Below are 13,967 nucleotides of genomic sequence, written 5' to 3' on the forward strand. Positions count from 1 at the left end.
ATGTAAAAAGGCGCCCTAAAGGCGCCTTTTTGCTGTCTGCGATTCGCCACATCCTCTGCGTGACTCTCTTTACTAATCTTCTGCTCAGGTTTGCCGATAAAAGAACGAGTTATGGCAAGCAAGGAGCAGTAAATGACGACAATCACCAACAGTATCGCCGCCACCGCGCAGTCGGCTCAGGGCAGTTCCAGCGCCTCGTCCGGCAGCGACACCGCCTCGCAGATCGCTCGCGTTACGCAGCAGATTAAAACCCTGACGCAGAAAGCGAAAGATATCGCCAACGGCAGTGGAGAAGCGGAAGAGAAGCTTAAGCAGCAGGAGATGATTCAGGCGCAGATTAAGATGTTGCAGGCACAGCTGGCGCAGCTTCAGCGCAAGCAGGCCGAAGAAGCGCAGCAGAAACAGGCGCAAAACACAGTGAAAGCGGAAGGCGTTAACTCACCGTCCGCCGCGCACCAGGTCGATATTTATATCTGATCAGGGCCGTCTGAGGGGATGAACCAGATGGCTCAGCCCCTCTGTTTTGATAAGCAGCGTAATCGCCATCAGCTCGCCCAGCTGACCGACCGGGAACTGATCCTTACGCGCGAACCACAGCAGATATTCTTCGGGCAGATCAATCAGCCGTCGCCCCTGATACTTACCGAACGGCATGTTGGTATTGGCGATAGCAATCAGCTGTTCCTTATCCATGAGAGGCATCCAGCAGACGCAGCATTTCCGCCTCGTCGATAACCTCGATGCCCAGCTCCTGCGCCTTCGCAAGCTTCGACCCCGCCGCTTCGCCGGCAATCACCAGATCGGTCTTCTTCGACACGCTGCCGCTGACTTTGGCGCCCAACGCCGTCAGACGCGCTTTGGCGTCGTCCCGCGACATCAGGCTCAGCGAGCCGGTCAGCACCACCGTCTTCCCGGCAAACGGGCTGTCGATCTCTTCCGCTTTGATCACCGCCGGGGCCGGCCAGTGAATGCCCACTTCTTCCACCAGCTCGCGGATAACCTCGCGGTTGCTCTCTTCTTCGAAGAAGTTAAACACGTGGGTTGCCACTACGATGCCGACATCCGGCACCTTCTGCAGCTCGTCAATGCTGGCGTGGGTCAGCGCCTCAAGGGTGCCGAAATGCGCCGCCAGACCGGCTGCGGTCGCCTCCCCTACTTCACGGATCCCCAGCGCATACAGGAAGCGCGCAAAGGTGGTTTCTTTGGCATTTTCCAGGGCGTTAACCACGTTTTGCGCCGACTTTGGCCCCATCCGATCCAGCCCGGTCAGCTTCCCGGCGGTCAGGCGGAACAGGTCAGCCGGGGTTTCGACATACTCTTTTTCCACCAGCTGATCGATGATTTTGTCGCCCATGCCGTCGACGTCCATCGCCCGGCGCGAAACGAAGTGCTTGAGCGACTCTTTACGCTGCGCACCGCAAATAAGCCCACCGGTACAGCGGGTCACCGCTTCGCCTTCAACGCGCTCGACGTCGGAGCCGCACACCGGGCAATGTGCCGGAAACTCAACGGGACGGGTATCCTCCGGGCGTTCGGTCAGCACCACGTTAACCACCTGCGGAATGACATCCCCGGCGCGGCGAATCACCACTTTGTCGCCGATGCGCAGCCCCAGGCGCGCAATTTCATCGGCGTTATGCAGCGTGGCGTTGCTCACCAGCACGCCGGCGACCTGCACCGGCTCAAGGCGCGCTACCGGCGTGATCGCCCCGGTACGCCCAACCTGAAACTCCACGTCCCGCACGGTGGTCATCTGCTCAACCGCCGGGAATTTAAACGCCACCGCCCAGCGCGGCGCGCGCGCCACAAAGCCAAGCTGCTCCTGGAGCGCCAGCGAGTCGACTTTGATCACCACGCCGTCGATATCAAACCCGAGATGGGGCCGGTCATTTTCGACCTGATGATAGAATTCGAGCACCTCTTCCGGGGTGTTGCACAGGCGCACCCGATCGCTGACCGGCAAGCCCCAGGCTTTAAACTGCTGCAGACGTCCCATGTGGCTGCGCGGCAGCTCGCCGCCCTCAAGCAGGCCCACGCCGTAGCAGAAGAACGTCAGCGGACGTTTAGCGGTGATGCGCGGATCGAGCTGCCGCAGCGACCCCGCCGCCGCGTTACGCGGGTTGGCGAACACTTTTGCCCCGCTGCGACGCGCGGCTTCATTGATTTTCTCAAAGCCCGCCTGCGGCAGGAACACTTCGCCGCGCACTTCGAGGCGCGCCGGGATATTGTCGCCGTGCAGCTTCAGCGGCACCGCGCGGATGGTGCGCACGTTGACCGTGATATCTTCCCCGGTGGTGCCGTCCCCGCGGGTGGCGGCGCGTACCAGCACACCATTTTCATACAGCAGGCTGACCGCCAGGCCGTCGAGCTTCAGCTCGCAGCACCACACCAGCTCATCGCTATTTTTCAGGCGATCCCGCACGCGCTTGTTGAAAGCCAGAAAGCTGGCCTCGTCAAACACGTTATCGAGGGACAGCATCGGCACTTCGTGGCGCACCTGGCTGAAGGCGGTTAACGGAGCAGCCCCTACGCGCTGGGTAGGTGAATCCGGGGTGATAAGCTCAGGATGCTGCTCTTCCAGGGCTCGCAGCTCACGCAGCAAGCGATCGTACTCCGCATCGGGCACTTCCGGCGCGTCCATAACGTGATAGAGGTATTCATGATGGCGAAGCGTGGTTCGCAGCTGGGTTAGTTGTTCTTCGATTGATTTCATATCACACCATCAATGATAAAAAACCCCCGACGAGCGGGGGCTTGTTAGCAGCGTAAACAGCATGTTGCGTTTAGCCAGTCGCTTCACAGACTTCGCGGATGCGGTCCTGATACTCGCGCAGTTTTTGCGGTGTCATCATGCGGCGCTGATCGTCGAGGACCACGCCACCCACTTCATCCGCAATGTGCTGAGCCGACTGCAGCATCAGTTTGAAATTCTGCTTCTCATCGCCGTAGCACGGCACCTGCATAAAGATGGTGATACCCGGGGTGGTAAAGTCACCCATAGTTTCCGGATCGAACGAACCGGGCTTCACCATGTTGGCCAGGCTGAACAGTACCGGGCCGCTGCCGTCCGGGCTCAGATGGCGATGGAAGATATTCATTTCACCAAACTTGAAGCCGGCCTGCTGAATGCTGTTGAGCAGCACTTCACCGTTAAGCTCCGTGCCGGCATGGGCCGCCACGTTCATGATAATCACGGTTTCCGTGAGGCGCGGTCGTTCCGGCGCAGGTTCAGCAACCGGGGCTGGCGCTTCGTCTGGTGCGTGGTGAGCAGGTTTGCTCCACTGCGGCTCCGGGGCAAACATCGGCTCAGGGCGCGCAGGCTCAGCAGCGTGTTGGTGCGCAGCCGGTGCAGGCTGAACGTGCTGCTGCGGTGCGGCGGCGGGTGCAGGCTGAGCGTGCTGGACCGGCTGAGGCTGATGAACAGGCTGCTCAGGCGCAGCGGGTTCACGCGGCGGCTCCGCCGCTGGGGCTGCCGGGCGAGGCTGTGCGGACGCGTAAGGCGGCTGGTACTGATGCTGCGTGCCAGGACGCTGCGCATCTTCTCCGGCCGGTTCGTGCGCCGGGTTAACCCGACGAACGCGGACCTCACCAACGCCTTCGTCCTCGTCGTCGATATCGTCATCTTCAGCATCGTCATTGCGGCGCGCTTTCATGCGCTTCAATGGCCGATCGCGGAACATGGAGGAACGCTCCTTACGGCTGGTCCACAGACCATGCACCAGTAGGGCTATTATGGCGATCGCGCCAACAATGATTAATATCAGACGCAAATCCTGCATCATTATATTCTCTGTTGTTCTATACCCATTAGACTTACGTTGCGCCGGGCGGCAAAGCCATCGCCTCAGGTGAGTGCCTGGGAAACGAACGCAGCCAACTGAGCTGCACCTTAAAAAACCGGGGAGGATAACCCCCTGCCACCGCGGCAAACATTTCATCACTAAGAGTATTTGCGCATCTGCTTAAGTGCAAGTGCAGGCTTGATTTTCAGCCAAGAAAGATGCCTTTAAAGGCCCTTTTCGCTGTTTTTTCGACCATTTCCGAAGTAGCTATCTGACGCAGGTTGGTTAAGATAGCCGCGCAACAATCCGGCACTCAGAAAGGAGCAGCGCCAGAATATGGTTTTACACACTGCCAATGCACCCCGTAGCGGCTTTCACTATTTTGCTCAGGGCTGGAAACTGGTGACGCTACCAGGTATCCGCCGCTTCGTTATTTTACCGCTTATTCTCAACGTGCTGCTGATGGGCGGCGCCTTCTGGTGGCTCTTTACCCGGCTTGATGCCTGGATACCGGCGGTGATGAGCTATGTGCCATCATGGCTTCAGTGGCTGAGCTATCTGCTCTGGCCGGTGGCAGTGATCAGCATCGTACTGGTGTTTGGCTACTTCTTTTCTACTATTGCCAACTGGATAGCCGCCCCGTTCAACGGTCTGCTGGCCGAACAGCTGGAAGCGAGGCTGACCGGGGCGACGCCGCCGGACACCGGTATTCTGGGCATCATGAAAGATGTGCCGCGCATTATGAAACGCGAATGGCAGAAGCTGGCGTGGTACCTGCCACGTGCTGCCGTGCTGCTGCTGCTCTATTTCATTCCCGGTATTGGGCAGACTCTGGCCCCGGTGCTGTGGTTCCTGTTCAGCGCCTGGATGCTGGCGATCCAGTATTGCGATTATCCCTTCGATAACCACAAAGTGCCGTTTCGCGAGATGCGCCAGGCGCTGCGCACCCGTAAGACGCTGAACATGCAGTTCGGTACCGTGGTGAGCCTGTTCACGATGATCCCCTTCCTGAACCTGTTTATCATGCCCGTCGCGGTGTGCGGCGCCACGGCAATGTGGGTCGATACCTGGCGCGCGCGGCACGCCCAGTGGAAATAGCGTTGAAGAAGAAGTGGCATATGCCGCTTCTTATTCCATACTGATCACCATTATTTCCCTGGAGCATATAGATATGCGAATTACTTACTTCCGCACACAGCGTGAGCAGGTATGCTGGGGCAGCTCTCAAATTTCAACCAGTTAAGGACGGGCCATGAGCAAGATTTATGAAGACAACTCGTTGACTATTGGTCATACGCCGTTGGTACGACTGAACCGTATTGGCAACGGACGCATTCTGGCGAAAGTTGAATCCCGTAACCCGAGCTTTAGCGTGAAGTGCCGTATCGGCGCGAACATGATCTGGGACGCTGAGAAACGCGGCGTGCTGAAGCCGGGCGTCGAACTGGTTGAACCGACCAGCGGTAATACCGGCATTGCGCTGGCCTACGTTGCCGCGGCGCGCGGCTACAAGCTGACGCTGACCATGCCGGAAACCATGAGCATCGAACGTCGCAAACTACTCAAAGCGCTGGGTGCGAACCTGGTGCTGACCGAAGGCGCAAAAGGCATGAAGGGCGCTATTCAGAAAGCTGAAGAGATCGTGGCCAGCGACCCGGCTAAATATCTGCTGCTGCAGCAGTTCAGCAACCCGGCCAACCCGGAAATTCATGAAAAAACCACCGGTCCGGAAATCTGGGAAGACACCGATGGTCAGGTAGACGTGTTTATCTCGGGCGTGGGTACCGGCGGTACGCTGACCGGCGTCAGCCGCTACATCAAAAACACCAAGGGTAAGACCGAGCTGATTACCGTGGCGGTAGAGCCTACCGACTCGCCGGTTATCGCTCAGGCGCTGGCAGGGGAAGAGATCAAACCCGGCCCGCACAAAATTCAGGGCATCGGCGCAGGCTTTATTCCTGGCAACCTGGATCTGAAACTGATTGATAAAGTGGTCGCCATCACTAATGAAGAGGCGATCTCTACCGCGCGTCGTCTGATGGAAGAAGAAGGTATTCTGGCGGGCATCTCGTCCGGTGCGGCCGTCGCGGCGGCGCTCAAGCTCCAGGAAGATGAAGCTTTCGCAAACAAGAATATTGTGGTTATTCTACCCTCTTCCGGCGAGCGCTATCTCAGCACCGCCCTGTTTGCCGATCTGTTCACTGAGAAAGAACTGCAACAGTGATGCCAGATTGTTAAATATGGCGAAAAAAGCACCCGGAAGGGTGCTTTTTTGTGGCATACATCAAACTTTTGTATCCCCTGGCATTGCCTGGCCTCGTCGGGTCTGGTATTTAACCAGCAATTATTTTGATGCGTGAAATTAATCGTTACCGTAAAAGCGGTGGCTGAATCGATTTAAGGGTTTGGTCCCTCTTCTGCTTCGCGGCATAATATTGGGGACGAGCGAAACGCGTACCGCAAGACGCCTTGTTTTGTGTGTTTTGGTTGTTTCTTCATGCATCCTGTGTCGCGTTCTGTTACGTCGGCGCTAACAATACAGGCTAAAGTTGAACCGCCAGGCTAGACTTTAGTTCCACAACACTAAACCAATAAGTTGGGGAAATACAATGTTCCAGCAAGAAGTTACTATTACCGCTCCGAACGGTCTTCATACCCGCCCTGCTGCCCAGTTTGTTAAAGAAGCCAAAGGCTTTACTTCCGAGATCACTGTGACCTCCAACGGCAAAAGCGCCAGCGCCAAGAGCCTGTTCAAGCTGCAAACTCTGGGTCTGACTCAGGGCACCGTTGTTACCATTTCTGCAGAAGGTGAAGACGAGCAGAAAGCGGTTGAGCATCTGGTCAAACTGATGGCTGAACTCGAGTAAGTTCGCGTTCTTTTAACGATCAGTCACAAGTAAGGTAGGGTTATGATTTCAGGCATTTTAGCATCTCCGGGTATCGCATTTGGCAAAGCGCTTCTGCTTAAAGAAGATGAAATTGTCATCGACCGGAAAAAAATTTCCGCCGACAAGGTTTCTCAGGAAGTTGAACGTTTCCTGAGCGGTCGTGCCAAGGCATCCGCTCAGCTGGAAGCGATCAAAACTAAAGCCGGTGAAACGTTCGGTGAGGAAAAAGAAGCTATCTTCGAAGGGCACATCATGCTGCTTGAAGATGAAGAGCTTGAGCAGGAAATCATAGCCCTGATTAAAGATAAGCTGATGACTGCCGACGCGGCAGCCCATGAGGTTATCGAAGGCCAGGCGCACGCGCTCGAAGAGCTGGACGACGAATACCTGAAAGAACGCGCCGCTGACGTGCGTGACATCGGTAAGCGTCTGCTGCGCAACATTCTTGGCCTTGCCATTATCGATCTTAGCGCTATTCAGGATGAAGTCATCCTGGTGGCCGTTGACCTGACCCCGTCGGAAACCGCACAGCTGAACCTGAACAAGGTGCTGGGCTTTATCACCGACCTGGGCGGTCGCACCTCCCACACCTCCATCATGGCGCGCTCCCTTGAGCTGCCGGCAATTGTCGGCACCGGCAGCGTGACCTCGCAGGTGAAAAACGACGACTTCCTGATCCTCGATGCGGTGAATAACAAGGTTTACGTTAACCCAGCCAACGAGGTTATCGACGCGCTGCGCGCTACCCAGGCGCAGGTGGCGGAAGAAAAAGCAGAGCTGGCGAAGCTCAAAGATCTGCCGGCCATCACCCTCGACGGCCATCAGGTTGAAGTGTGTGCCAACATCGGTACCGTGCGTGACGTCGCCGGTGCAGAGCGCAACGGCGCTGAAGGTGTCGGCCTGTATCGTACCGAATTCCTGTTCATGGACCGCGACGCGCTGCCGACTGAAGAAGAGCAGTTCCAGGCTTACAAAGCCGTGGCCGAAGCGTGCGGCGCTCAGGCGGTTATCGTCCGCACCATGGACATCGGCGGCGATAAAGAGCTGCCGTACATGAACTTCCCGAAAGAAGAGAACCCGTTCCTTGGCTGGCGTGCGATTCGCATCTCGATGGATCGTAAAGAAATCCTGCGCGATCAGCTGCGTGCGATCCTGCGTGCCTCCGCATTCGGCAAGCTGCGCATCATGTTCCCGATGATCATCTCGGTTGAAGAAGTTCGCGCGCTGAAAAAAGAGATCGAGGTTTTCAAACAGCAGCTGCGTGACGAAGGTAAAGCCTTCGATGAAAGCATCGAAATTGGCGTGATGGTAGAAACCCCGGCGGCCGCGACTATCGCCCGTCACCTCGCCAAAGAAGTCGATTTCTTCAGTATTGGTACTAACGACCTGACGCAGTATACGCTGGCAGTTGACCGTGGTAATGATATGATTTCCCATCTTTACCAGCCGATGTCACCGTCTGTACTGAATCTTATTAAGCAAGTGATTGATGCATCTCATGCAGAAGGTAAGTGGACCGGAATGTGCGGTGAGCTTGCAGGCGATGAACGTGCTACACTTCTGTTGCTGGGGATGGGTCTGGATGAGTTCAGTATGAGCGCCATTTCTATCCCGCGCATCAAGAAGATTATTCGTAACACGAACTTCGAAGATGCGAAGGTTTTAGCAGAGCAGGCTCTTGCTCAACCGACAACGGACGAGTTAATGACGCTGGTTAACAAGTTCATTGAAGAAAAAACAATCTGCTAATCCACGAGATGCGCGGCCCAAATTACTGCTTAGGAGAGAAGGCTAATGGGGTTATTTAGTAAACTGTTCGGTGACAAAGGCAATAGCGACACCGGAACCATTGAGATCGTTGCTCCACTGTCTGGTGAAATCGTTAATATCGAAGACGTACCGGATGTCGTGTTCGCTGAAAAAATCGTTGGTGATGGCATCGCTATCAAACCGACCGGTAACAAAATGGTTGCACCGGTTGACGGCACCATCGGTAAGATTTTTGAAACCAACCACGCGTTCTCGATCGAATCTGACAGCGGCATCGAGCTGTTCGTCCACTTCGGTATCGACACCGTTGAACTGAAAGGCGAAGGCTTCAAGCGCATCGCTGAAGAAGGTCAGCGCGTGAAGAAAGGCGATCCGGTTATCGAGTTCGACCTGCCGCTGCTGGAAGAGAAAGCCAAGTCTACGCTGACGCCGGTGGTTATCTCCAACATGGACGAAATCAAAGAGCTGATTAAGCTGACCGGTAGCGTGACCGTAGGTGAAACTCCGGTTATCCGCATCAAGAAGTAAGTTCTGTTGATGACATAAAAATGGCGCCCTGAGGCGCCATTTTTTTTGCCGACGACGGGCTTAAATCCCGGCGCCCTGATTGTAGCTCTCTTCGCCAAAGACGCCGGTGGACAGATAGCGATCCCCGCGATCGCAGATAATCGCCACCACCACCGCACCCGGGTTGTCCTGCGCCACGCGCAGCGCCCCTGCTACCGCCCCGCCGGAACTGACGCCGCAAAAAATGCCTTCGCGCATCGCCAGCTCCCGCATCGTGACCTCCGCGTCGCGCTGATGAACATCCAGTACCACATCCACCAGCTCGGCATTGAAGATGCCCGGCATATACGCGGCGGGCCAGCGGCGGATCCCCGGTATGCTGCTGCCCTCCTCGGGCTGTAAACCCACGATGGTTACCGGGCTTGCCTGCTCGCGCATAAAGCGCGCCACGCCGGTGATGGTGCCGGTAGTGCCCATGCTGGAGACGAAGTGGGTAATACGTCCGTCGGTCTGCTGCCAGATTTCTGGCCCGGTGGTGGCGTAGTGCGCCCAGGGGTTATCCGGGTTGTTAAACTGATCCAGGACTTTGCCGTCGCCACGGGCCTCCATCGCCTGAGCGAGGTCGCGCGCGCCCTCCATTCCCTGCTCTTTCGACACCAGAATCAGCTCCGCGCCATAGGCACGCATCGCGGCGCGTCGCTCCTGGCTCATGTTATCGGGCATCAGCAGCTTCATGCGATAGCCTTTCATCGCCGCAATCATCGCCAGCGCAATGCCGGTGTTGCCGCTGGTGGCTTCGATCAGCACGTCCCCCGGCGCGATGTCACCGCGCGCTTCCGCGCGCTGGATCATCGACAGCGCGGCACGATCCTTCACCGAGCCGGCCGGGTTATTCCCTTCCAGCTTGACCCAAATTTCACTGCCGTTATCCGGCCCCATACGCTGCAGTTTGACCAGAGGGGTATTGCCGATGGTGTGTTCTAATGTGTTCACGGTTGTCTGTCCAGAAGCATAAAAAAAGCGGCCACGAGGCCGCTTTCACATCGTTGGCGTTAAGCTATCAGGCGGACTGCGCGAGGGCAAGACGTTCACCTTTTTCGATACGCTCATCGCCGTGGTAGAGTCGCGCCTGCTCGAGGCCGACGAACAGGCGCTCGCCGCGCTGCGGCACATAATCCTGCTGGAACACCACTGACAGCGGTTCGTCGTACCAGCCCTGGGGCTGCACCACCAGCTGGAGATAGTGCCCTTTCGGGCTCACTTCCAGCACCTGCACCGGCAGCGGCGAATCCAGGCTGGTGTGTCGGCTGACGGTCACTTCCCACGGGCGCAGGAACAGATCCACCGGCCCCTGATACGCCGGGGTGTAGCCCAGCGACCAACGGTGCGCCCCGACGTGGAACTGGCCGCCGCGCACGGTGCCCTTCAGGCGATTCACTTCGCCCAGGAACTCCAGCACGAAGCGGGTGGAGGGTTCACGCCACACCTGCTGCGGGGCGTCAGCCTGCTCAATATTCCCCTGGCTCATCACCACCACCCGGTCGGCCACTTCCATCGCCTCTTCCTGATCGTGCGTGACGAACACGCTGGTAAACTTCAGCTCGGCGTGCAGCTCACGTAGCCAGCGGCGCAGCTCTTTACGCACCTGAGCATCCAGGGCACCAAACGGCTCATCAAGCAGCAGGATCTGCGGCTCCACCGCCAGGGCACGTGCCAGCGCGACACGCTGCTTCTGGCCACCGGAGAGCTGGGCCGGGTAGCGCTCTGCCAGATGGGCCAGCTGCACCATCTCCAGCAGCTTCGTGACTTTCTGCCTGATGGTAGCCACGTTGGGGCGTTCCCGGCGTGGCAGCACCGATAACCCAAAGGCGATGTTCTCAAACACCGTCATATGGCGGAACAGGGCGTAGTGCTGGAACACAAAGCCAACCTTACGCTCGCGGGCGTGCAGGCGCCCCACGTCGGTGCCATGAAAGCGAATGCTGCCGCTGGTCTGGTGCTCCAGCCCGGCGATGATGCGCAGCAGCGTGGTTTTACCGGAGCCGGAAGGCCCGAGCAGCGCCACCATCTGACCAGAAGGAATATCCAGCGAGATATCGTTCAGCACTTTCGTGCGCCCGAAGGATTTGTTAATGGCGTCAATCTCAATGCTCATGATGTTCCTCCTGATGCAGGCGTCTTTCCTGATTGTTCAGCCGCCACTGCACCACACTCTTTAAAAACAGGGTCAGGATTGCCATCAGCGTCAGCAGCGCCGCAGCGGTAAAGGAGCCAACGGTGTTGTAATCCTGCTCCAGCAGTTCAATTTGCAGCGGCAGCGAGAGGGTCTCACCGCGGATAGACCCGGATACCACCGACACCGCGCCAAATTCGCCGATGGCGCGGGCGTTGGTAAGCACCACGCCGTACAGCAGCGCCCAGCGGATATTCGGCAGCGTAACGCGACGAAACATCTGCCAGCCCGATGCGCCCAGCAGAATGGCGGCTTCATCTTCGTTGCTGCCCTGGCTCAGCATCACCGGTACCAGCTCGCGCACCACGAACGGACAGGTGACAAAAATCGTCACCAGCACCATGCCCGGCCAGGCAAACATGATCTGCAGATCGTGTTCATCGAGCCAGCCGCCCAGCGGGCCATTGGAGCCGTAGAACAGCAGATAGACCAGCCCCGCCACCACTGGCGATACGGCAAATGGAATGTCGAGCAGGGTCAGCAGCAACTGGCGCCCCGGGAAGGTAAAGCGCGTCACCAGCCAGGCGAGCAGCGTACCGAACACCAGGTTAACCGGCACGGTAATCAGCGCGATAAGCACCGTCAGCCAGATGGCGTGCAGCATATCGGGATTGGCCAGGTTCGTGAGCGCGGGCATCAGTCCTTTGGAAAAGGCCTGAGCGAAGATGTACACCATCGGCACCACGAGAATAAACATCGACAGCAGCACGCCGGTGCCGATTAAAAACCATTTACCCCAGTTGATGCGCCCGCCGCGGGAGGCGGAATGTGAAATTGTACTCATCAGTGCCCCACTACCCGACGGCCAAACCGGCTTTGCAAGGTGTTAATGCCGAACAGCAGCAGCAGCGACGCGGCGAGGATCACCGAGGCGATGGCGCTGGCGGCGGGATAATCAAACTCCTGCAGACGCACGAAAATCATCAGCGAGGTGACCTCCGTTTTCCAGGCGATATTCCCGGCGATAAAAATCACCGCCCCGAACTCGCCCAGGCTGCGGGTAAAAGAGAGCGCCACGCCGGCCATCAGCGCCGGGGATAGCTCCGGCATCACCACTTTACGAAAGCTCTGCCAGCGCGTGGCGCCGAGGGTTTCCGCCGCCTCTTCGTATTCCGGCCCCAGCTCTTCAAGCACCGGCTGCACCGTACGCACCACGAACGGGATACTGGTGAACGCCATCGCCACCGCGATGCCAAGCCAGGTGTAGGTCACCTTGATACCAAACTGCGCCAGCCACTCGCCGTAGAAGCCGTTAACCGAGAACAGCGACGCCAGCGTCAGACCGGCGACAGCGGTGGGCAGCGCGAAGGGAAGATCCATCAGCGCATCCAGCAGCGTGCGGCCGGGAAAACGGTAGCGCGTCAGGATCCACGCCATCAGCAGCCCAAAGACGCCGTTAAAAATCGAGGCCACGCCCGCCGAGAGCAGCGTGACCTTGTAGGCCGCGACCACCTGAGGATTGGTGATCACCTCCCAGTATTGCGCCCAGCTCATCTGCGCCAGCTGCATAACCAGCGCACTGAGGGGCAGCAGCAGGATCAGACAGACGAACAGCAGGCTGGTGCCGAGGCTCAGGGTAAAGCCCGGCAGCACGCGTCTGGAAGCAACTGCAAACATTACTTACGCCCCTGACTCTGCAGCGTGTCGAACTCTCCGCCGCTGGCAAAGTGCGTTTTCATCACCTCAGGCCAGCTTCCGAACTGGTCTTCTACGCGGAACAGCGCTGTCTGCGGGAATTTGTCCTTCAGTTTTTCCATTACCTGCGGGTTATTCACCCGGTAGTAGTAGTCGGTGATGATGGTTTGCGCCTGCGGGCTGTACAGGTAGTTGAGATAGGCTTTGGCCGCTTTTTCAGTCCCGTTCGCCTTCACGTTCTTATCCACCCAGGCCACCGGGAATTCAGCAAGGATGTTTACCTTCGGCACCACCACTTCAAAACCCTGGTCTTCATACTGTTTGCGAATGTTGTTCACTTCGGATTCAAAGGTGATCAGCACATCGCCCAGGCCGCGCTCCACGAAGGTGGTGGTCGCCCCGCGTCCGCCGGTGTCGAACACCTCAACGTTTTTCACGAATTTTGTCATGTACTCGCGGGTTTTCGCCGCATCGCCGCCGTCGGCTTTATCTGCCGCGCCCCAGGCTGCAAGCCAGGTGTAGCGCGCATTGCCGGAGGTTTTTGGGTTCGGGAAAATCAGTTTTACGTCATCGCGAACCAGATCGTTCCAGTCATGGATGTTCTTTGGATTGCCCTTGCGCACCAGAAACGCCATGGTGGAGTAGAACGGTGAGCTGTGATTCGGCAGACGGGTCTGCCAGTCGGCGGCCACCAGCTTGCCGCGATCGTGCAGGATCTGGACGTCGGTCACCTGGTTATAAGTTACAACGTCTGCTTTTAAGCCCTGCAGAATCGCCAGCGCCTGCTTTGAGGAACCGGCATGGGATTGTTTTATCGTCAGTTTGTCGCCGCCGTTCTCCGCGGCCCACTGTTTTTCAAACGGCGGGTTGAGCGCGGCAAACAGCTCACGCGAAACGTCATAGGAGCTGTTGAGCAGCTCCGTTGCCTGAGCATGGCCAGCCAGAAGCAGCGACACCGCTACGGCAAAGCACTTTTTTTTCACTGACTTAACGGCCATGTTTCACCCTTACACGTGTAATGACGACAGGATGACCAGTGTATTTATAACAAGTGGCAAAGCTATAACGCTTTTATATACCGTTTAGTGATTTGCAAGCGTAAAAGGGAATAAGACGTCAGGCGGGAAGCGCCCTCCCCTGGACAGGGAGGGC

14 protein-coding genes are annotated in these 13,967 nt (G+C 57.6%); 6 read left to right on the plus strand and 8 right to left on the minus strand.

Annotated features, from left to right (window positions below; translation table 11 throughout):
• Positions 1 to 132: 132 nt before the first annotated feature.
• Complete coding sequence (locus tag DW58_RS11120) at positions 133 to 477, plus strand: FlxA-like family protein (RefSeq protein WP_029592915.1); 345 nt, start codon at positions 133 to 135, stop codon at positions 475 to 477.
• On the opposite strand, the gene DW58_RS11125 is transcribed toward DW58_RS11120, so the two are convergent.
• The 3 genes from DW58_RS11125 to zipA form a co-directional block, all read right to left on the minus strand.
• Positions 478 to 693, minus strand: coding sequence for a DUF3820 family protein (locus tag DW58_RS11125; RefSeq protein ID WP_024549699.1), 216 nt, complete (start codon positions 691 to 693; stop codon positions 478 to 480). It lies immediately after the preceding gene.
• On the minus strand, positions 686 to 2,713 hold the full coding sequence (gene ligA, locus DW58_RS11130) for an NAD-dependent DNA ligase LigA (protein WP_029592918.1): 2,028 nt from the start codon (positions 2,711 to 2,713) through the stop codon (positions 686 to 688). The genes DW58_RS11125 and ligA overlap by 8 nt, the downstream gene beginning before the upstream one ends.
• Before the next feature lie 70 nt (positions 2,714 to 2,783).
• Positions 2,784 to 3,782, minus strand: a complete 999-nt coding sequence (gene zipA / locus DW58_RS11135) for a cell division protein ZipA (RefSeq protein ID WP_024551079.1) — start codon at positions 3,780 to 3,782, stop codon at positions 2,784 to 2,786.
• Positions 3,783 to 4,118: 336 nt separating this feature from the next.
• Here zipA and cysZ point away from each other — a divergent pair, with 336 nt between their 5' ends.
• The 5 genes from cysZ (at position 4,119) to crr (ending at position 8,968) form a co-directional block, all read left to right on the plus strand.
• A complete protein-coding gene (cysZ, locus tag DW58_RS11140) occupies positions 4,119 to 4,880 on the plus strand; it encodes a sulfate transporter CysZ (protein ID WP_024562364.1) in 762 nt (253 codons plus the stop codon).
• A gap of 154 nt (positions 4,881 to 5,034) precedes the next feature.
• On the plus strand, positions 5,035 to 6,006 hold the full coding sequence (gene cysK / locus DW58_RS11145; RefSeq protein WP_024549221.1) for a cysteine synthase A: 972 nt from the start codon (positions 5,035 to 5,037) through the stop codon (positions 6,004 to 6,006).
• Between the two features lie 385 nt (positions 6,007 to 6,391).
• Positions 6,392 to 6,649 carry a phosphocarrier protein Hpr gene (gene ptsH, locus DW58_RS11150; protein WP_000487600.1) on the plus strand — a complete coding sequence of 86 codons (258 nt, stop codon included), beginning with the start codon at positions 6,392 to 6,394 and terminating at the stop codon, positions 6,647 to 6,649.
• Between the two features lie 42 nt (positions 6,650 to 6,691).
• Entirely contained in the window at positions 6,692 to 8,419 is a 1,728-nt protein-coding gene (gene ptsI / locus DW58_RS11155) for a phosphoenolpyruvate-protein phosphotransferase PtsI (RefSeq protein ID WP_024549220.1), read from the plus strand.
• A gap of 45 nt (positions 8,420 to 8,464) precedes the next feature.
• A complete protein-coding gene (gene crr / locus DW58_RS11160; RefSeq protein ID WP_024549219.1) occupies positions 8,465 to 8,968 on the plus strand; it encodes a PTS glucose transporter subunit IIA in 504 nt (167 codons plus the stop codon).
• A 60-nt stretch (positions 8,969 to 9,028) separates the two neighbouring features.
• On the opposite strand, the gene cysM is transcribed toward crr, so the two are convergent.
• From cysM to DW58_RS11185, 5 genes are all read right to left on the minus strand, one after another.
• Positions 9,029 to 9,940: a cysteine synthase CysM gene (cysM, locus tag DW58_RS11165; RefSeq protein ID WP_024549218.1), complete on the minus strand. Its 912-nt coding sequence runs from the start codon at positions 9,938 to 9,940 to the stop codon at positions 9,029 to 9,031.
• Positions 9,941 to 10,007: 67 nt separating this feature from the next.
• Entirely contained in the window at positions 10,008 to 11,102 is a 1,095-nt protein-coding gene (gene cysA, locus DW58_RS11170) for a sulfate/thiosulfate ABC transporter ATP-binding protein CysA (RefSeq protein WP_024549217.1), read from the minus strand.
• A complete protein-coding gene (gene cysW / locus DW58_RS11175) occupies positions 11,092 to 11,964 on the minus strand; it encodes a sulfate/thiosulfate ABC transporter permease CysW (RefSeq protein WP_024549216.1) in 873 nt (290 codons plus the stop codon). The genes cysA and cysW overlap by 11 nt, the downstream gene beginning before the upstream one ends.
• Positions 11,964 to 12,797, minus strand: a complete 834-nt coding sequence (cysT, locus tag DW58_RS11180; RefSeq protein ID WP_024549215.1) for a sulfate/thiosulfate ABC transporter permease CysT — start codon at positions 12,795 to 12,797, stop codon at positions 11,964 to 11,966. Before cysT ends, cysW begins: the two co-directional genes overlap by 1 nt.
• Positions 12,797 to 13,813 carry a sulfate ABC transporter substrate-binding protein gene (locus DW58_RS11185; RefSeq protein WP_024549214.1) on the minus strand — a complete coding sequence of 339 codons (1,017 nt, stop codon included), beginning with the start codon at positions 13,811 to 13,813 and terminating at the stop codon, positions 12,797 to 12,799. Before DW58_RS11185 ends, cysT begins: the two co-directional genes overlap by 1 nt.
• Between the last annotated feature and the right edge of the window lie 154 nt (positions 13,814 to 13,967).

This window comes from Siccibacter turicensis LMG 23730 (genome assembly GCF_000463155.2).
Lineage (GTDB): Bacteria > Pseudomonadota > Gammaproteobacteria > Enterobacterales > Enterobacteriaceae > Siccibacter > Siccibacter turicensis.